Raw genomic sequence first — 19,245 nt, forward strand, 5'->3', positions numbered from 1 at the left:
ACAACCACGACCCATTGGAGCAGTCATGAGTGGACTTGCGGTCACCATCGCCGTTGTCATCATCATCCTCGTCGTCGCCGTCCTGTTGTTCGGGAAGCTGCGCACCAGCGTGTTCTTCACGGTGAAGACCCAGGAGAACGTCATCGTCGAACGCTTCGGCAAGTACAAGAAGGTCGCGAAGCCGGGACTGAACACGAAGGTGCCGTTCATCGAGACGACGAGCAGGCCGATCTCGCTGCGCGTCCAGCAGCTCGAGGTCAACATCGAGTCGAAGACGAAGGACAACGTCTTCGTCACTGTGCCGGTCGCGGTGCAGTACGTCGTCGAAGAGGACAATGTCGCCGATGCCTACTACCGTCTGGCGAACTCGGAGGAGCAGATCCGCTCCTATGTCTTCGACACCGTCCGCTCCGCACTGTCGGGACTGACGCTCGACACTGCGTTCGAGTCGAAGGACGACATCGCCGAGAACGTCGAGCGCCGGCTGTCGGAGTCGATGAAGCGCTACGGCTTCAAGATCGTGAGCACCCTGGTCACGGACATCACCCCGGATACGAAGGTGCGGGATTCGATGAACTCGATCAACGCCGCACAGCGTGACCGCGTCGCCGCCCAGTCTCTGGCCGAGGCGGACAAGATCAAGCGCGTCACCCAGGCTCAGGCCGAGTCCGAGGCGATGCGCCTGCACGGTGAGGGCGTCGCCGCGCAGCGCAAGGCGATCGCGACCGGCATCGCCGAACAGTACGCGAAGCTGCAGGAGGTGGGCATCGACAAGACGGCCGAGCAGCTGCTGATGATGACCCAGTACTTCGACACGATGCAGAACGTCGCCCAGGAAGGGCGGTCGAACGTGCTGTTCATGCCCTCGAATCCGGGCGGACTGGGAGAGATGGGTCAGGAGATCCGCAATGCCCTGTTCGCCGCCAACGCCGCCGAGGACGGTGCGACCTTCACAGCACCGGAGAGCCGGTACAGCTCGAGCCACCGCTCGGATCGCGGCGATGTCCCGCCGCAGCCCACGACTCCCCCGAACTCCGGCGGATCCGATGAGCCGAACGCACAGTCACTGAAGTCGCGAGCACAGTCGATCGCCCAGCAGTGGACGAACTCACAGCATCCTCCGCAGGATCCACGGCAGTGATCGACCGCTGAGCACTGCACCACCGACGAAAGGACGAATCATGATGGCCCTCTACACCGCAGAAGCACTGGCCACCGGCGAAGGCCGCGACGGCCACGGTCGCACGAGCGACGGCCAGGTCGATGTCGACCTCGCCACCCCCACGGAGATGGGCGGCAGCGGCAACGGCACGAATCCCGAGCAGCTCTTCGCAGTCGGCTATGCGGCCTGCTACCACTCGGCGCTGCGTCTCGTGGCGAGTCAGACGAAGGCGAATATCGACGATTCCTCGGTCGGCTCCCGCGTGAGCCTCGGCAAGAACAACGAGGGCGGCTTCCAGCTCGCCGTCGAACTCGAGGTCACCCTCCCGCACCTCGACAAACCCGAGGCTCAGGCATTGGCCGACAAGGCCCACAAGGTATGCCCGTATTCCAACGCCACCCGCGGCAACATCGACGTCACCATCAACGTCACCGACGACTGAGCGCGGGCCGCATAATACGGCCGAGGGGCGGGTGAAGATCTCTCTTCACCCGCCCCTCAGCTGTGTGCGGACCGGTCGAACCCGACGTCAGCGGTCAGCCATCGCCTCCAGCGCGGACTTCTCGACCGCCTCGGCGACGGCCGGCGCCACACGGGAATCGAGCGCACCGGGCACGATATAGCCCGGCGCCAGGTCATCACCGACGAGGTCGGCGATCGCACGCGCGGCGACGAGCTTCATATCATCGGTGATCTCGTCGGCATCGGCGTCGAGCGCGCCGCGGAAGATTCCGGGGAACGCGAGGACGTTGTTGATCTGATTCGGGAAGTCGCTGCGCCCAGTCGCCACCACCGTGGCGTACTTCGCGGCGACGTCGGGGACCACCTCGGGGTTGGGGTTCGACAGGGCGAAGATGATCGCGTCGTCGGCCATGTTCTCCAGGTGCGCCTCGTCGATGGTGCCGCCGGAGACGCCGATGAAGGCGTCGGCTCCGTCGAGGGCTTCGCCGATCCCGCCGGAGATGCCGCGCGGGTTCGTGTCGGCGGCGAGCGCCTGCTTCGTCTCGGACAGGTCGGACCGGCCGGAGTCGACGACGCCCTTCGAATCGAGGACGACGATGTCGTTGACACCGGCGTCGGCGAGGATCTTCACCACGGCCACGCCGGCGGCCCCGGCACCCGAGACGACGACGCGGACGGACTCGAACGACTTCTTCACCACGCGCAGCGCATTCGTCAGCGCCGCGAGAACGACGACGGCGGTGCCGTGCTGGTCATCGTGCATGACGGGGATGTCGAGGGCTTCCTTGACGCGGTCCTCGATCTCGAAGCAACGCGGAGCGGAGATGTCCTCGAGGTTGATCGCGCCGAAGGTCGGGGCCATCCGGACGATGGTCTCGACGATCTCGTCGGTGTCATTCGTGTCGAGGACGATCGGGATCGCATTGAGTCCCGAGAAGCTCTTGAACAAGGCGCACTTGCCCTCCATCACCGGCAGCGAGGCGGCGGCCCCGATATCGCCGAGGCCGAGCACGGCCGAACCGTCGGAGATGACCGCGACGAGGCGGCCCGTCCAGGTATGGGTGCGTGCCAGCTGCGGTTCGTCCTTGATCGCGGTGCACACCTTGGCCACGCCCGGCGTGTAGGCGATCGACAGGTCGCGCTGAGTGGCGAGCGGGCTGGTCAGCTCGGCGGAGAGTTTGCCGCCTTCGTGGGCGGCGAAGATCTCCTGATCGGTGATGGGAGTCGGCGCGTTCTGGCCCGAAGCGGTCGAGTTTTCGGCGGTGGTCGTCATGTTTGATCCTCGTGGTTGATGCGGCGACAGGGCGTATTCGCTGTCGTCGACAGTGATCGTCTGGACGTCGGCCGTCGGAGGCGCGGCTTCGGCGGCATTCGCATGGGTTTCCATGAGCCCGGTTGCACTCGCATGGCCCTGGTGGGTTCGCAAGAGCCCGGTTGCACTTGTATGAGCTCGATTGCACTTGTAGGAGCTCGTATGGGTTCGCCGAGGCGGTCCTGACGAAGAACTGGTCACCAGTGAAGGATGATGCGGTGACGTCTGCGCGCCCTGTGGTGCAGACCCTAGGTGAAGGGCGTCGCAGGTGCGCGCTGTGCGGATACGGCTCGCATAAGGGCGAGTGTCGACCTCATGGGTCGCATCCGGCAACCCGATCAGCATAACCGATGACGTGACTCGATTCACCCGAAAATCCACCCCTCACCGAGGTTGCCCGCCGTTTCGGTGGCATGTTCTCCGGACCTTTGGAACCGCGGAAGGCGGGCGCAGCTCCCTTGGCGTTCTCGTGTCTGACTGGGTTCTCATCTCACCTTATGCCCTGGCGTCACCTCGGATTCTTGTGCCAGCTCGGGCTCGCGTGTCACCTCGGTTTCTTGTGCCAGCTCGGGTTCGCGTGTCAGTTCGGGTTCTCGTGCCAGCTCGGGCTCTCGTGTCAGCTCGGGCCAGCCCGGATTCTCGTGTCAGTGCCGAATGCGACGATTGTTGCACAACGAAATCAGACACGATCAGCTATCGAGAATTATTCGAACTATTTTTCTGTTTTCTATTGTATATGGCACTCTGATTAATTATCATAGTGTTACAGGCTTTTCAAATCAGCTCCACTTCCCCGACAACGAAGTCCGAGGCAGGTGAAAACGCAATGAAGGGCACGACCGACCGTTCCACCCCGGCGCACGCCGAGGCACCCGAGACGACACCGTCGTCTCCGCGGCTGACCATCCGCTTCGAATCGAGCATGTCTCGCTTCGCTGAGGAGTCCGCCGCCGCGGATCGCGCCTATCTCTCCGCCTTCGAATCGTTGTCTGCAGTGGTGCTCGAACAGGTCTTCATCGGCCTCGATTTCCCCATCCCCGAGGGCTCCGAGCCGTTCCGCTGCGAGACGATCGCCGGAACTTTCGAGCGCCGCGACAAGGAATCCAGACACGCAGCAGCAGCCGATTCGCAGGCCGTCGGCGAGAAGTCTGGTGCCGAGCCCAGTGAGTCGGCCGTGGACGCCCCGTCTAGCGCCGAGGCCGCGACGGACCCGGCCGTGTTCTATGACGAAGACTTTGCTCGTGAGCAGAAGAAGGCCGAGGATGCCGCGCGGAACCTGTTGCCGGAGTTCCCCGAGCTCGACTCGGGCATCTGCTTCTCGAAGTGGGTCTATGACAACGTGGACTCCGATGACCTCGTCGAGATCTCGACGGTGCTGGGAACCAATTCGGGACGCACCTACCGCCAGCTGTCGAGCGCGATGACGATCCTCTACGGACTCCCCCGGTTCACCGACCGTGTCCGTGCCGGCGAGTTCACGCGCGCTCATGTCGATGTCGCTGCTCAGCAGTGCCAGAACGTTGCATTCGAGTTCCTGCCGCGGATCGATGCCTTCCTGGCCACCAAGAAGGCCGATGTCACCTGTGACTCCCTGCGCAGGGCTCTGACGAAGATGATCGCCCTGCTCGTGCCTCCGACCGATGCGACAGAGATCGCCACGAAGCGCCGCCGCATCGACGTCGAGGGCTATAAGGACGGCTCCGCGTGCCTCACCGTCAGCGGTCCGTCCGCCGAGATCTTCTCCTGCTACAACCGGATCCAGGCAATGGCCCTGGCGATTAATGGGAAGAACAAGTCTGCGTTCAATCTGCCCGCAGGAGTCGAGCTCAACGACGACCGCTCCATTTCCCAGCTCGAATACGACCTGTTCGTCCGTCCGGTTCCCGAGCTGAGCGTCAAGGTCGTCGCAGTCGATTCGGTCACCGGCATCCAGACCGCCAAAGAGGCACCGATGCTCGGTGCCGACGGAGAGCTCATTCCGGGCCTGGACGCCGAAGACGGCCTCGCTGACTATGCCAAGCGAGTCGCCGCGCAGTCGCCCGACGCCGACAGCGCGATCGCCGGCGACGTGTCGGGCGATCAATCCATCGGGTCCGCTTTCGCCCCGGCCCCCAAGGATGGCGATCAGGCCGACCATGGCCCCGTCGAGTACTCGATCAAACTGCGCATGCCCACCAGCCAGTCGTGGCTGGCGAACCAGGCCGCCACGGTCGTGACGGTTCCGTTCCTCACCCTCACCGGCGACTCGGACCTGCCCGGCACTTTCGCTGACGGCTCGCCGGTCCCCGCCGAGGCAGCTCGCACGATCGCCGGCCGGTCGAAGTCCATCCAGCGGATCCTCACCGATCCCGCCACCGGCACTCCCATCGATGCGAAGGCCACGACTTATACAGTCCCGAGGGACCTCCGCAAGACCCTGATCGAGCAGTGGACGGTGTGCACTGTCCCCGGCTGCTCGCGCAGGGCTGAGAAGTCGGAGATGGACCATGTCAATCCGTTCTTCCACCTCGCGCCGCTCAAGGGCGGACTCACCCGATTCGGGAACATTCACCCACTGTGCCGACTGCACCATGCGCTGAAGACTGCCGGTCGGTATAGGGTCACTATGCCCAAATCCGGCGTAATCGACTACGAATTCAGGCACGGGATCTCGACCACTGTGTCGGCTCCCGAGCAGCCGATCAATGTTGCCCAGGTCCTCGACTTCGCCGCCTTGGCACACTTGGGTCTCGAGCGGTGGACTCTGCCCGTATCGATGGTCCCCACTGTTCCGACGGTGCTTGAGCTCATGCCCGGCGAGTCGACAATTCGCGAGCGTGACGAGAAGAAGCGCCTACGCGAGGAGCGCGATGCCAAGCAGCGTCGCTTGTCGGAGGCATTCAATGACCAGCGTGCCGCACGACAGCGGCTGAGGCTCGAGCGGTGCCTCGACTGGGAGAACTCTGTCTTCCAGCCCTGTCTCCCTGCCGGCTCCGACACTGCCGCGGTGAAGCAGCTGACGGGGAACGCGAGGTATGCCCAAGTAGTCAAATGGGCGCGTCTTGCCAAGCTCGACATCGACGATATCGACTTCGACCCGAACGAGCCCGACAAGCCCAGCGCCCGTACCAACGCTGGCTCGAGCATCACCGGCTCCGAGGGCAATACGCAGTCTGAGGACACCGCAATGCGCAAGGATGCGGGAACCGCCGATCCTTGGGACCACCGCTTCGTCTCCAAGACAGTGAACTGGGACCACGACCTCGAGGTCGATCCCCCACCGTTCTGAAGACCCGCCAGAGCCTGCGGCATCGCTCCCAAATCGGAGGCCGACGCCGACAGCGCTGGCGGCAGACCCCTCAGCGCCGCAACCACGGATCGCGTTTCGTCGGTCGGGCCGACGTCTACCGCAGTGGGTTGGTCGTCGTCCACCGCACCGGCCCGTCCGTCGCCAATCGCAATGGGGCGTCCGTCGACTATCGCAGGGGCCCGGGCCCTCCTCCCCTACTGCAGCGGGCGCCGTTCGTCCGCTGCGTCGACTTCAGTCGTAAGGTCGCGACCACGGGTTTCGGGTGCGAAGAGTGCGCCGAGCAGGCCACAGCCGGCGAAGAGGATGAGAACGATCGCGACGGGCCACCACGAGTCGGTGATCACGGCGACGAGCGAAGCCGCGATCACCGGTGCCAGGCCGCCGGAGACGACCGAACCGACTTCCTTGATCGTGGTCATGAACGTATACCGGTGCTTCGATCCGAACAGTTCGACCAGCCAGCTCGACTCAACTCCGTACAGGTTCGGCAGGGGGCCGCCCACGAAGACCGCGAAGACAGCGGCGATGACGATCGGATTGCCGGTCTCGATGAGCAGCATGGCCGGAATCGCGAAGAGGATCTGGAAGAGAGTGAAGCCCAGGAACACCGGCCGCCTGCCCACCTTGTCGCTGAGCTTGCCGAAGTACGGAACGGTCGCGAAGCCGATGACAGTTCCGATCATGATGCCGGTCGTGACCACCGCGGAATCAAGGCCGGTCGTAGTCACGACCCATCCGACCATGAATCCTTTGACCAGGTAAACCGCAGAGTTCTCGCCCATGCGGATGCCCAGGGCGAGCAGGAACGACTTCGTCGACCGGCGCGCCTCGACGAGGATGCTCGGCTGCTCCACCTTGTGCGCAGCGGCCTCCGCGCGGCGTTCCTTGGCTTCCTCGAACACCGGGGATTCCTTGACCTTCGTGCGAATCGCCAGTGCCACGAATGTGGTGACGATGCTGAGCAGGAAGGGCACCCTCCAGCCCCAGCTGAGGAAGGCGTCGTCCGGCAGCAGGGTGAGCAGTGTCCACAGAACTGTGGCCAGGAAGATTCCACTGTTGGTCCCCATGGCTACGATCGCCCCGAAGAGACCACGGCGACGCACAGGCGACGATTCGACCAAGAGCACCGAGGCTCCGGCCAATTCGGCTCCGGCTCCGAACCCCTGCACGAGTCGGAGGACGACAAGCAGCGCAGGTGCCCAGATGCCGATCTGCGCATAAGTCGGCAGAAGCCCGATGCCCATGGTCGCGATGCCCATCATCGACAGGGTGACGATGAGGACGATCCGACGTCCGTGCTTGTCACCGACTCGGCCGAAGACGTACCCGCCGATCGGGCGGACGACGAACCCGGATCCATAGACCCCGAGACTGGAGATCAGCGCGACCGCAGGAGTCTCATTGGGGAAGAAGAGCGGCCCGAAGACCAAGGCTGAGGCAAGCGTGTAGAGGGTGAAGTCCATGTACTCGAGCGAACTGCCGAGCCACGATGACCATGCGGCGCGGCGCAGCTCGGGACGAGTCACATTCGGGTCAGGAGGGGATGCGGCCTGGGTGCTTGTCTTCATTGACATGGTTTCAACTTTCTTCGGTTCGAATTCTCGTGTGCTCGGTAAGGAGCCTCAGCTGTCGGCTGCTGCCCACAGCTGTCCGCGGACATGGGCGGGCGGGTGAGGGCTCCGGTTCAGCGCAGGTAGATGCGGGTGGGATCGAGTGTCTCTCGCAGCAGTGCCAGCTCACCCGGAGTCGGCGGCTGCGTCGTCTCAAGGTCGGGCGAGACCTGCAGGCTCCACCCGGTCTGGCGCACCGCCTCGGCGGGGTCGACACCCGGGTGAACGGCCGTGAGCGTGAGCTCTTCATCCTGGGCGAAGCGCGTCATGATTCCCAGGTCGGTGATCACATGGGTCACGCCTGCGCCCGTCGGCATTGACCCGACCTCCGCCTCTGCGGCCTTCTTCGGCCCTGGGGAGGTGACGAAGTCCAAGGATTCGACGAAGGTGCGCGGGGTGTGTCGGCGCATGACGAGGAAGATCTCGGCTGCGCCCGCCATGGCCTCGATGGCTCCTCCTGAACCCGGAAGTCGGCTGTCGGGGTGCTCCCAGTCCTCACCGATGAGGGTGGAGTTGAGGTTCCCGTACTTGTCGACCTGCGCGGCGCCGAGGAATCCGACATCGATGCGCTGGCCTTGCAGAACATAGTTGAACAGGTGCGTCATCGGCATCACCGAGGCGGCTCCCGGCACGAGGATCGAGTCCGAGATGCTGCGCGGCATGACCGGCGGTCTGGCTCCGGTGACTCCCGATTCGTAGACGATCTCGACGTCCGGCGCCACGGTGTGCTGGGCCAGGGAGACGGCCAGTGTGGGCAGGCCGTGTCCGGCGAAGACCACGTTGCGTCCGGCCAGCGCCCGCGCCGAATGGACCGTGAGCAGTTCGCTGCTGGTGACCTCGTCGCCGGTGGTCTCACTGCTGGTGACCTCGCTGCTGGTGGTCTCGTCATGGGTGACCTCGCTGCTGGTGGCGTCGCTGACCGCGTCGCGGGGCTGAGTCTCAGTGGTGTCGTGAGCACTCAGTGTCATGCTCGGCCTCCGTAGTTCACAGGTGTCGAATAGGCGTCGTGGATGGCCATCCGCTCGAAGTGGTCCGATCCGAAGGTGGCAAGGAACTCATCGTGGTCGCTCGTGCCGCGGATGTTGGTCTCGAGCCAGTTCTGAACCGCCGCCGCGTCGCGGGCGAGCACCGACCACTGTCTCGAGAACTCGTCGTCGCGGTCGTAATAGCCCTGGACCGAGTGAGGATGCGAGCCCCGGGGGACGGCGACCACGGCATCGACGACGTGCGCGGGAACGATCGTGCGGTTCGGGTCGGAGCGGATGACAGCCTCGTCGACGATCTCTTCGACGGTGACGATGAGACGGCGACCGGCGAACGCGGCCTCGGTTTGGATCCCGAGCATCCCCCAGGCCTGCACATTTCCGTGCATGTCCGCGCGCTGGGCGTGGATGATGGTGAGGTCGGGATTGAGTGCGGGCACGACGTGGATGTCCGGTCCGCCGTAGGGGTCGGGCACGGATCTGATCCGCGGGTTCTTCGCCGCCAGGTCGCTGCCCCGGTAGGAGGCGATGGGCTGGAACGGGAGCTTCGCGGCACCGGCCTGGTAGCGAGCGACCATTCCACCGTGACTGTATTCGTCGAACCACAGCGGTTCCGGGTCCGACTTCTCAATGCGCCGCCGCAGCTCGTGGAGGGAACCGGCCGAACTGTTGGCGATGAACGAGGAGATGAGGCCCTTCAGGCAGTTCGCTCCGAGCAGCTGGTCGACGATGACATCACAGGACATGCGGGCGAGGACCAGATCTGTGAAGCCCTGTCGGATGATCTCGTGCGCGGCGGCGACCGGCACGATATGACCGAATCCCTCCAGCGCGACTGTGTCTCCATCGTTCAGATACGTGCTGATCGCTCGGGGAAGACTCATCGTCTTGTCCATCGCGTTCCTCCTCGAACTTCGAATGACTGTGACCTCAGTCATCCTTTCAAAGTCATTGATACCCGTCCAATACTTATAATGGAGGTGATTGATGCACACTCTGCACGAATATCTCCCGGTCCTCATTGAAGGGACGGCCGCATTTCACGAATGGGACACCGATATGGACACCAAGCACATCCGCGCGTTTCTCGTCCTCGCTGAGGAACTGCACTTCGGCCGGGCCGCCGAACGACTTCACATGACCCAGCCGCCCCTCAGCCGCCTCATACGTGGCCTGGAGTCCGATATGTCGGCTCAGCTGTTCGAACGCAGCACCCGATCGGTGCGCCTGACCCCGGCAGGACAGGCGCTCATCGAACCTGCGCGCGACATCCTCATGAGCCATCGCCTCGCCGACTCCGCAGTGCAGGCAGCGGGGAGGGGCGAAGTCGGACACCTGCGTCTGGGCTTCACCAGCATCGCGACCCACAAACTCATCGGGCGGCTGCTGAAGCTGGTCCGCGGCACTCATCCGGGAATCCATCTCAGTCTGCAGAGCGCTTCCTTCGCGCTGCCCGCCATCGACAGCGTCGCCGACGGTTCGATGGACCTCGCCTTCGGGCTCTGGCCCTTCGTCCCACAGTCCATCGAGACGCGGATCGTCGCCCAGGAGTCGCTTGTCGTCGCCATGCACAGGGAGCACGCTCTGGCAGACCGAGAGTCGGTGTCGATGAGCGAACTCGAGGGAGAGCATTTCATCACGCTGCCGCCGAACCCGGGTTCGACGACGATCGAGCGGCTCTACGCGCTGTCCCAAGCCGCAGGATTCAATCCCACCGTCATCCAGGTCGCCCCGGACACGTGGACGATTCTCTCGCTCGTCGGCGCGGAGATCGGATGCTCGGTCACCGTGTCGTCGGTGCCGCAGAACGCGTCCTTCCCCAACATCGCCTTCGTCCCTCTCGAGGATCCGAAGGGGCCGTTCCCGCTGCTCATGGCCTGGCGCAGAAACGACGTCAGCCCTGCCCTCGCCGAGGTGCTTCGACTGGCCCAGCAGCTGTTCCCCACCGCTGTCCCGTAGACTCGCATCAGTAAACGATCGCTCGAACAGTGCTTCGGGCTTCACGACGAGGATGTGGTGATTCATGAGCGTGCTCTATCTGATCCGGCACGGACAGGCCTCCTTCGGCACCGATGACTACGACCGACTGTCCGATCTCGGCAAGGAGCAGAGCCGCGTCACCGGCCGATTCCTCGCCTCCCAGCGCGTCGAACCCGATCGGATCATCCACGGTGAGATGCTGCGACAGCGGGAGACGGCCGCCGGCATCCTCGCAGGACTCAGGCAAGGACTCGAAGACAAGCATGGCCGAAAGCACGGGGCCGACCGCGAGCCCACTAACGAGCACAGCCCCGACCGCGAACGCGATCACGAGCTCAGCACCTGCTGCGAACACGACACGGTGGTCGATGCCGGCTGGAACGAGTACAACGCCTGGGAGCTCACGGGCGCCTTGACCGAGACCGACCCACGGGCAAAGCACGACTCGAAGATCTTTCAGACCGAACTCGAACGCGGTTGCGCCCGCTGGGCTTCCGGTGATTATGACGAGGGTTACTCGGAGACCTACAGTCAGTTCACCTCACGAGTCGATCGCGCCCTGGACGAGGCGATCAACGCGATGGGATCGGGTCAGTCGACGATCGTCGTCTCCAGTGCTGGCGCCATCGCCTGGACGGCTGCCCGGCTGCTCGGCGGAGGCTTCGACCAGTGGATGGCGTTCAACCGAGTGACCATCAACACCGGCATCACGAAGATCATCACCGGCCGCGGCGGCACCAGCCTCATCTCCTTCAACGACCACGGCCATCAGGACCCGAAGAACGCAACGTATCGCTGAGACGGAGTGATCCGAACCGATGAGTCAGTCGGCCGCGCTCTCTCCGGAGCGTCCGTGCTCGTCCCCGGTGGGGATCCCAAGCGCAACCGGTTCCGCAGTCCCGCAGCATTCGGCCGTCTTTTCTGGTGCATCGGTCGGTGCATCGCACGACGTTCCGCCATCGGCTGAGCACACGCCGGTCTCGGGCAGGACGAGCTCAACTCGGTCGGCGGCTTCCTGGTCCCCGGCGATCGCTGCGACGACGGAACGGACCTGCTCATATCCGGTGTACATGAGGAACGTTGGTGCCCGTCCATAGGACTTCATTCCCACGATGTAGAAATTCGGCTCCGGATGCCTCAGCACCCGAGCACCATGCGGCGGGACCGTTCCGCAGCTGTGATATTCGGGATCGATGAGCGGCCCCAACTTCTGCGGAGCCTCGACAACCGGATCGAGATCGGTCCGGATCTCGCGTAGGAATCCCAGGTCGGGACGGAAGCCGGTGGCCGGGACGACCCGGTCGGCGTGGAGCGTCACTGGCTCTCCGTCGATCTCAGCAGCTACGGTGCCATCACCGTCAGTGGCGAATCCTGTGATCGTCGTCGAGGCATGCACGTCGATGGCTCCGCTTTCGACAAGATGACGAAGTCGCGCGCCCAGGGCCCCGCGAGCAGGCAGACCGTCCTGGCCCTCCCCGCCGTAGACGGATGCGGGATCTGCGCGTCTGAGCACCCAGACGATTCGCGTGTCCGGGGTTTCCTCACCCAGTTCTGCCAGTGCCAAGAGAGTGTTGGCCGCCGAGTGCCCTCCGCCGACGACAAGCGTTCGTCGCCCGGCGAACTGCTCACGGTCGCGGCCTACCACATCAGGCAGAGGCGAAGTCACGAACCCGCTGCGACGAGCCTCGACTTCGCCGGGCGCTGCGAGTCCGGCCTGTCCAAGCGGATTCGGGCTCTCCCAGGTTCCCGAGGCGTCGATGACGGCCCTGGCCTGGAAGTCAGCCATTGTTCCGGCGGAGTTCTGAGTGAGGATGAGGAACGGAGTCGATTCTCGCTGCGCTGTTCCCGTTCGGTCCTTTCCGACCCGGCTGACTGCCACAACTCGGGAATCGGTGAGGATGGCGTCGCGGAGCTCAGCTGTCTCGGCAAGAGGCTTGAGATAGTCGCGAATGAGCTCGGCACCTGTGGGCAGGTGCTCGCCGTCGGGCTCCTGCCAGCCGGTGGGTGCCAACAGGCGGCGGGCTGCCTCGTCGATGTCGTACTTCCATGGAGAGAACAACCCGATATGACCCCAGTCGGCCACTGCCGCAGTCGGGGTGGGCCCTGCCTCGAGGATGAGCGGGCGGATGCCGCGCACAACCAGCTGGGCCGCAGCCGCGAGGCCGACGGGACCGGATCCGATCACGGCAACCGGCAGATCTTCGAGTGCGCTATCAGTCATTCAGGGCCTCCTCGGCGGCCGGCTTTGAAGTGGTAATCGATTGTGTGGACTTCGGCCCAGCGTCGGGGACGAGGTCGACGATGAGGGCTTCGACACGAGTCCGGATGTCATCACGGATTCGCCGCACCGACTCGAGGCCCTGACCTGCCGGATCGTCGAGAGCCCAGTCTTCGTATCGTTTGCCGGGGAAGATCGGACAGGTATCGCCGCACCCCATGGTGATTACGACGTCGGAGGTGCGCACCGTGTCCGCGTCGAGCAGCGTGGGATGGTCTTGGGTGATGTCGATGTCGAGCTCTCTCATGGCCTCGACTGCGACGGAGTTGATGGTCTCGACCGGTTCGCTGCCGGCGGACCGCACTTCGATGTGCTCCGCGGCCAGTTCGCGGAGGAATCCAGCGGCCATCTGGGATCTGCCGGCGTTATGCACACAGACGAAAAGGACACTCGGCCTATCCGATGGTGTGGGACTCATGCTCGATTCGCTCCTCGCTCAGAAGTGGACGGAAAGAACCGCGGTCGCGCCCACAGCGCGACATAGACGAGGGCAACGAGGATGGGCACCTCAATGAGGGGACCGACGACTCCGGCGAGCGCCTGCCCGGAGGCGACGCCGTACGTCCCGATGGCCACAGCGATGGCGAGTTCGAAGTTGTTGCCGGCCGCGGTGAAGGCCAGGGTCGTCGTCTTCTCATAGCCCAGGTTCAATGCCTTGCCGATGACCATCCCGAGGGCGAATACGACGACGAAGTAGACGAGCAGAGGCAAGGCGATACGGGCGACATTGCCCGGGTGGGAGGTGATCTCGTCACCCTGAAAGGCGAAGAGCACGACGATGGTGAAGATCAGTCCGTACAGCGCCCACGGCCCGATAACGGGGAGGAACCGGTCTTCGTACCACTGACGCCCCTTCGCCTTCTCCCCCGCTGTGCGGGTGAGGAAGCCGGCGAGAAGCGGAATGCCGAGGAAGACGAGGACGCTGAGCGTGATCGCCCAGAAGGAGAATTCACTGCTGGTCGTCGGCAGCCCCAAAAGGTCCGGCAGCCACTGCAGGTAGAACCAGCCGAGGAGACCGAACGCGAGAACCTGGAACACCGAGTTGATGGCCACGAGCACGACGGCGGCCTCGCGGTCCCCGCATGCCAGGTCGTTCCAGATGAGGACCATGGCGATGCACCTGGCCAGCCCGACGATGATCAGTCCGGTGCGGTATTCGGGCAGATCGGGAAGGAACAGCCAGGCGAGCACGAACATGAACGCCGGCGCTGCCACCCAATTGATGACCAGAGACGTGATCATGAGCTTCTTGTCGGCCAGCACGCGCCCGGTCTCGTTGTACCGGACCTTGGCGAGCACCGGATACATCATCACGAGGAGCCCGATGGCGATCGGCAGAGACACGTCGGCAACCTTGACCGAGTCCAGAGCCGCCGCAAGGCCGGGCACGAGTCTGCCCAGCAGCAGGCCCAGCGCCATGGCGCCGATGATCCACAGCGGCAGGAATCGGTCCAGCGTCGACATCTTCGCCGCCACCGGGGAATCGGTGTCGGCAGGCGCCGTGGAATGCATGGTCCCCCCTCGAGGTGCGAGCCTGGTCGGCGCCGCAATCGTAGACCGGCGCATCGAAGTTCATCGATACGATACGAACACAAGGCATCGACAAATGTCAATGTAAAGGCATAATGGAAGAGTGACCACACAATCCGCACTCTCTCCGACCGAGGTGGACGTCTGCTGCCCGTCGCTGACTGTCTCGCCGTTGAGCCACGATGACGCTCAGGACTTCGCGCGCATCCTCAAGGCAGTGGCCGACCCGACCAGGCTGCGCCTGGTCTCCCTCGTCGCCGCGCACGCGCAGCAGGAAGCGTGCGTCTGCGATCTCACCGAACCCGTCGGACTCGGCCAGCCGACCGTCTCCCACCATCTGAAGATCCTCGTCGATGCCGGGGTCCTCCACCGGGAGAAGCGCGGCGTCTGGTCGTACTATTCGCTCGAGGCCGCCACACTTGATCGCCTCTCCGAGTTCCTCTCCCCGGCTTGAGAATTGCACGAGCTGGTGGGGTCCTAGTACCAAGACTGGACCAGGTCCCATACCGTGCGCGCATCCGCGACAGCTCCGCCGCCGACGGTCGGCGCCTCCCAACCAGGTGAGTCTCGCAGACGAGGTCTCGGAGCCGACGTTGGACGCTCGACTTGGCGGTGTTGTCAGCCTCAACCCCCTCACTCATGCATCCGCGCACCTTTGACCGTCCGGTCGACCGCGTTCTTCGCCCCGCGCATGGCCACCCCGACGAGGTTGAGCTGCTCAGCCGGCACCGCCGCCACAGCCGCCCGATTCGCCGCATCGTGGCCGGTGGAGAACAGCTCCTCCGTGTAGACTGCGGTCGGGATTCCGCGCCCCAGCGCCTTCGACCGGATCGATTTGAGTTTCTCCGCATCCGCGCTCATCACCATCACCGGTTGGCGCAGCATCGGCAGGTAGTCATTGCCGTCGGCGTCGCGGTAGTTCTCTCCGACCAGGTCGTCTTCGCTCGCAGCGATGCCGGACATGAGGAACGCGGTGACATTGAGCTCCTGCCACGGCAGCAGGTCATCGCGGAGGACCACGACGACCTTCGTATCGAACCGGACGGGCGCTCTCGGATAGCCAGACGACTGTGCACCCAGATCGCCAGACGACGACGGTGCGGCCGCCTCGGTGACGGGATTGCCGACTGCCGCCTCGGCGGACGATGAGGCATCGGATGGGACTGTGGAATTCGTGTTCTCGTGCATGGATCCAGCTTCACCGTCAGCACACACCGCGGTCTTGTACATTTGTTGCATGGTCGACGTCATCCGCGCCTGGCACCCTCAGGTTCCGCAGGTTCAGGAGGTGCTCCACGCCCGCTTCGACCATCATGCCTATCCCTCGCACACGCACGATTCGTGGACGGTCCTGCTCATCGACGACGGTGCCGTGACCTATGACCTCGATCGGCACGATCACCTCGCCACCCCGACCGCAGTGACGCTGCTGCCGCCGCAGGTGCCCCACGACGGTCGCTCGGCGTCGGCGGAGCAGGGCTTCCGCAAACGGGTGCTCTACCTCGAGCCCGAGTGGCTGCCGGAGTCCGCGGTCGACGCCGCGGCGGATTCGCCCACCCTGCTCGGCACGGCCGCCCTGACCGCGGTCACCGACATCCACGCCGCCCTGACCGATCCGGCCGATGCCCTCGCCGCCGAGTGCGGGGTGCTCGCCCTGCGCGAGTTCGCGCTCTCCCGGCTCACCCCGACCGCTGAGCCCGCGTCGGATGCGCCGCTGGCCCGCCGTCTGCGCGAAATGCTCGATGATCGCCTGTTCGAGTCCTTCACAATCGCCGAGGCGGCCACCGAGCTCGGCGCCCACCGCAGCCATCTGGTGCGGGTGTTCACGTCCGCGTTCGGAATCGCGCCCCACCGGTACGTCATCGGCCGCCGCGTCGATCGCGCCCGCAGGCTGCTGCTGTCCGGTCACTCCCCCGCCGAGGCGGCCGTTGAGTCAGGGTTCCACGACCAGGCGCATCTCACCCGGCACTTCCGGTCGACCTTGGGAACGACTCCCGGCGTCTTCGCAGCCTGACAGCTGGTTCCGCAGCGGGTGGGTGCCGGACCGCGGCGAACCCACGCAGTCATCGCCGCGCTTATCGGCGCCGGTGGGCGTGCGCGACCGCCTCGGTTCTGTTGCGCACGCCGAGCTTCCGATAGAGCGCGGACAGCCGGTTCTTCAGAGTGCCGGGCACGACTCCGAACTCGCGGGCGATCTGCGCCACGGACTTCGGCGAATCGATGGCGAAGAGCAGCGACAGTTCGGCCGGAGTCAGGTCGGTCTGGAAGTCCGGCACGGTCTGCGAGGACTCGGGCAGGTCGAGAAGCCGCTTCTGCAGTTCGGCCGGCGTCACTTCGTCATCATCGAACGACCTGGCCAGGGCGGTCCAGCCGGGATGGTCGGCGGACGCGGGGACGAGCGCGTCCCGGGACTGCTTCGACAGCTGCGCGATGGCCAGCACGGATGACGTGATCGAGCAGTAGTCGAGCACATGGATGAACGCTTCGAGCGCCTCGTCCGCACGCCCTTCATGGTGGAGGATGTCGGCACGCAGAGCCGCAGCGGAGCTCTTGAGGCGAGGCCCCTGATCCCCGGTCAGCATCCGCCCGGTCTCAGACCACAGCAGATCGTGCTGCCCGAAAGCCAGTGCCTGCCGGGCCTTGACGATCGGGTAGCCGGCGCTGTGCGGGTTGAGGTGGTCGCCCAGCTCCTGCAGGGCCTTCTTCTCCCCGGCAGCCACGAGCACGAAGCTGGCGATGTTGAGCACGCCTGAGAATCGTGCGCTCGAGACACTGACCATCGGCAGGAACCGCACATGTGTGCTCTCGGTGAGCAGCTTCGCGGCGATCGACGCCCGCCCCTGGTAGACATGGTGAAGGCTGCGGATAATGTCGGGAATCGGCCCGAGACTCCCCGTGGGCTTCGCCGAGTCGAGGCCCTCGAGCAGCCGGTCGGCGGCAGTGAGATCGAGACGGTCGAGGCTGCGCATCAGCTCGACGCACCGCGCCGTGAGCTCGTCAGGCAGCGTGTCCATCCCGAACCGAGCGGCGTTCTGCCTGGCGCGCGTCAGACTGCGGTCCATGTCCGATCCGCGCCCGTGTCCCATCCCGGCCAGGCCAGCTTCGACGAGCCCGGTGAGCAGGGGATGCGGCGAGTTCGGCGCGTAGATCTCGGCGAATTGGACGACCCGCTGCAGCATCGCCGTCGCCTCGGGGAAATGTCCGGCCGCGCTCAGATTCCGTCCGTGTTCGAGGTTGAGTTCGGCCTGCAGCATGAGCGTGGGTCGGGGTTCTGCCTCGCCGAGGCGGCGCAGCCGTTCTCGTCCCGCGTCGAGCAGGGTCAGGGCGCGTTTGTAGTCCTTGTTCAGCCTCTGTGTTCGTGCTTCCAGCGTGGTCAGCACGGCCACCTCGTCGGCGGTCAGGGCGGGTTCCGGTTCGGCGAAGAGGAGCCCGTGCAGCTCAGGCAGCACGATGCTGTCGAAGTCGGTGGCGGCCAGCACCGTCGGCCCGACATCGCTGCCGAGCTTCAGCCGGGTCGAGTCGATGCGACGGGCCGCGCTGCGGGCCAGGGTGAGGATCGGGTTCTTGGCGAGCACATCCTCGGGGACACCGAGATAGGCCTTGATCGCGGTGGGCGCATCGAGGAAGACGTTGACGGATCGGCGGGCCCAGGCCCGTTCGAGCACTTTCCAGTGCCGTGTCTCGACGACGAGGTCGACGATCTCGACCAGCCCGGATCGGTCGTCCGGGCGCGTCCGCCCGAACTTGCTCGCGATGGCCGCTCCGAGCGCTTCTCGCGGGGTTTTCTCAGCGGTGCTCGATTCGGTGGCGATGACTCGTCGCATCAGCCGACGGATGAGGGGAGGGACCGTGAATACGACGTCGGTGCCGTTCGGGATCGTCAGCAGCCCTTGGTCGAGGAGGAAAGAGGTGAGGTCTTCGGGTGACGAAGCCGCCGAGGCGGTCACCTTCGCGGCGGCGAATGCGACGTGGAACAGATCGACGATCTCTGAGGTGACTCGCGGTGCCGCCGAGAACAGGGCCAGCAGGTAGAGCGCTGCTGCCTCCCGCGTGGCGCCGTTGACGACCGGAGTCAGTTCGGGTGGGAGCATCGCGTCGATGCGGTCGGGATCTGTGTCGGTCACGGAGCTGCCGGCGTTGACGCGTGCCCGCCGGAGTATCTCGGCGATGCGGATCCGGCCGCCGCTGCAGGTGAAGAGCTGTTCGAGATCGGGCTCGGCCAGGATGTCGCTGTGCTCGACCGCCTCGGCGAAGGATTCGAGGGAGGATGCGCGCGGCCCGAATCGGGAATCGATTTCGGAGGCCGGGGTCACCGGCGCGGTTGTGAGGTCATCGGGGCGTTTGAGTTGGGAATCGGTCACGAATTCGGGTCTCTTCTGTTATGGCGGCGGTGGGTGGCCGGTCGGCAGGGGGTGATTGCCGCAGGGAGGGGAAATTTCGGTGCTGGGTATGAGTCAGGGTACCGCATGAACCCGAGACCGCTGGTGAACCGCCTCCCAGAGCTGAGCAGCACTCCCGCAGACAGAGCTCCGTTCTGGCGCTCAGACCGATCGATCCAGCCGCGCAGGGGAAGTTGTTACCCAATCGAGACAACACCTGGTGTATTCGGTTGAAATTTTAACCTATCATTGAAGATGCA

General features: G+C 64.8%; 16 protein-coding genes. 7 read left to right on the forward strand and 9 right to left on the reverse strand.

The window, feature by feature from the left end; translation table 11 throughout:
* Positions 1 to 25: 25 nt before the first annotated feature.
* Positions 26 to 1,141 (forward strand): SPFH domain-containing protein, encoded by a 1,116-nt coding sequence (locus tag GUY37_RS15785; protein WP_166827517.1) that lies wholly within the window; start codon positions 26 to 28, stop codon positions 1,139 to 1,141.
* Positions 1,142 to 1,181: 40 nt separating this feature from the next.
* Entirely contained in the window at positions 1,182 to 1,604 is a 423-nt protein-coding gene (locus tag GUY37_RS15790; RefSeq protein ID WP_166827519.1) for an organic hydroperoxide resistance protein, read from the forward strand.
* A gap of 87 nt (positions 1,605 to 1,691) precedes the next feature.
* Here GUY37_RS15790 and GUY37_RS15795 read toward each other — a convergent pair whose 3' ends face one another.
* Positions 1,692 to 2,897 (reverse strand): NAD(P)-dependent malic enzyme, encoded by a 1,206-nt coding sequence (locus tag GUY37_RS15795; protein WP_166827522.1) that lies wholly within the window; start codon positions 2,895 to 2,897, stop codon positions 1,692 to 1,694.
* An 865-nt stretch (positions 2,898 to 3,762) separates the two neighbouring features.
* Here GUY37_RS15795 and GUY37_RS15800 point away from each other — a divergent pair.
* Complete coding sequence (locus GUY37_RS15800) at positions 3,763 to 6,204, forward strand: HNH endonuclease signature motif containing protein (RefSeq protein ID WP_166827525.1); 2,442 nt, start codon at positions 3,763 to 3,765, stop codon at positions 6,202 to 6,204.
* 215 nt (positions 6,205 to 6,419) lie between these two features.
* On the opposite strand, the gene GUY37_RS15805 is transcribed toward GUY37_RS15800, so the two are convergent.
* The 3 genes from GUY37_RS15805 to GUY37_RS15815 all read right to left on the reverse strand — a co-directional run bounded on the left by GUY37_RS15805 (position 6,420) and on the right by GUY37_RS15815 (position 9,714).
* Positions 6,420 to 7,799 carry an MFS transporter gene (locus tag GUY37_RS15805; protein ID WP_166827527.1) on the reverse strand — a complete coding sequence of 460 codons (1,380 nt, stop codon included), beginning with the start codon at positions 7,797 to 7,799 and terminating at the stop codon, positions 6,420 to 6,422.
* Positions 7,800 to 7,909: 110 nt separating this feature from the next.
* The gene (locus tag GUY37_RS15810; RefSeq protein WP_166827530.1) at positions 7,910 to 8,803 is read right to left on the reverse strand and encodes a CoA-transferase subunit beta; all 894 of its coding nucleotides are present in this window, start codon (positions 8,801 to 8,803) and stop codon (positions 7,910 to 7,912) included.
* Positions 8,800 to 9,714, reverse strand: coding sequence for a CoA transferase subunit A (locus GUY37_RS15815; protein WP_166827533.1), 915 nt, complete (start codon positions 9,712 to 9,714; stop codon positions 8,800 to 8,802). Before GUY37_RS15815 ends, GUY37_RS15810 begins: the two co-directional genes overlap by 4 nt.
* A 91-nt stretch (positions 9,715 to 9,805) precedes the next feature.
* On the opposite strand from GUY37_RS15815, the gene GUY37_RS15820 reads away from it, so the two are divergent.
* On the forward strand, positions 9,806 to 10,777 hold the full coding sequence (locus GUY37_RS15820; protein WP_228278216.1) for a LysR substrate-binding domain-containing protein: 972 nt from the start codon (positions 9,806 to 9,808) through the stop codon (positions 10,775 to 10,777).
* A gap of 64 nt (positions 10,778 to 10,841) precedes the next feature.
* Positions 10,842 to 11,597 (forward strand): histidine phosphatase family protein, encoded by a 756-nt coding sequence (locus GUY37_RS15825; protein ID WP_166827536.1) that lies wholly within the window; start codon positions 10,842 to 10,844, stop codon positions 11,595 to 11,597.
* 24 nt (positions 11,598 to 11,621) lie between these two features.
* On the opposite strand, the gene GUY37_RS15830 is transcribed toward GUY37_RS15825, so the two are convergent.
* The 3 genes from GUY37_RS15830 to arsB are packed head-to-tail and all read right to left on the reverse strand — an operon-like array spanning position 11,622 to position 14,588.
* Positions 11,622 to 13,019 carry an NAD(P)-binding domain-containing protein gene (locus tag GUY37_RS15830; protein ID WP_166827539.1) on the reverse strand — a complete coding sequence of 466 codons (1,398 nt, stop codon included), beginning with the start codon at positions 13,017 to 13,019 and terminating at the stop codon, positions 11,622 to 11,624.
* Positions 13,012 to 13,494 (reverse strand): arsenate reductase ArsC, encoded by a 483-nt coding sequence (locus GUY37_RS15835; RefSeq protein WP_166827542.1) that lies wholly within the window; start codon positions 13,492 to 13,494, stop codon positions 13,012 to 13,014. The genes GUY37_RS15830 and GUY37_RS15835 overlap by 8 nt, the downstream gene beginning before the upstream one ends.
* Positions 13,491 to 14,588, reverse strand: a complete 1,098-nt coding sequence (gene arsB / locus GUY37_RS15840) for an ACR3 family arsenite efflux transporter (protein WP_166827544.1) — start codon at positions 14,586 to 14,588, stop codon at positions 13,491 to 13,493. Before arsB ends, GUY37_RS15835 begins: the two co-directional genes overlap by 4 nt.
* 121 nt (positions 14,589 to 14,709) lie before the next feature.
* On the opposite strand from arsB, the gene GUY37_RS15845 reads away from it, so the two are divergent.
* Positions 14,710 to 15,060: an ArsR/SmtB family transcription factor gene (locus tag GUY37_RS15845; protein WP_166827547.1), complete on the forward strand. Its 351-nt coding sequence runs from the start codon at positions 14,710 to 14,712 to the stop codon at positions 15,058 to 15,060.
* Between the two features lie 179 nt (positions 15,061 to 15,239).
* Here GUY37_RS15845 and GUY37_RS15850 read toward each other — a convergent pair whose 3' ends face one another.
* Positions 15,240 to 15,794 (reverse strand): DUF2000 family protein, encoded by a 555-nt coding sequence (locus GUY37_RS15850; RefSeq protein WP_208094694.1) that lies wholly within the window; start codon positions 15,792 to 15,794, stop codon positions 15,240 to 15,242.
* A 49-nt stretch (positions 15,795 to 15,843) separates the two neighbouring features.
* Between GUY37_RS15850 and GUY37_RS15855 the strand changes: the two genes are divergently transcribed.
* Positions 15,844 to 16,620, forward strand: coding sequence for a helix-turn-helix transcriptional regulator (locus tag GUY37_RS15855; RefSeq protein ID WP_166827552.1), 777 nt, complete (start codon positions 15,844 to 15,846; stop codon positions 16,618 to 16,620).
* 61 nt (positions 16,621 to 16,681) lie between these two features.
* Here the strand turns inward: GUY37_RS15855 and GUY37_RS15860 are convergent, their stop codons facing one another.
* On the reverse strand, positions 16,682 to 18,967 hold the full coding sequence (locus GUY37_RS15860) for a helix-turn-helix transcriptional regulator (RefSeq protein WP_166827554.1): 2,286 nt from the start codon (positions 18,965 to 18,967) through the stop codon (positions 16,682 to 16,684).
* Positions 18,968 to 19,245 lie beyond the last annotated feature (278 nt).

This window comes from Brevibacterium limosum, from assembly GCF_011617705.1.
Classification (GTDB): domain Bacteria; phylum Actinomycetota; class Actinomycetes; order Actinomycetales; family Brevibacteriaceae; genus Brevibacterium; species Brevibacterium limosum.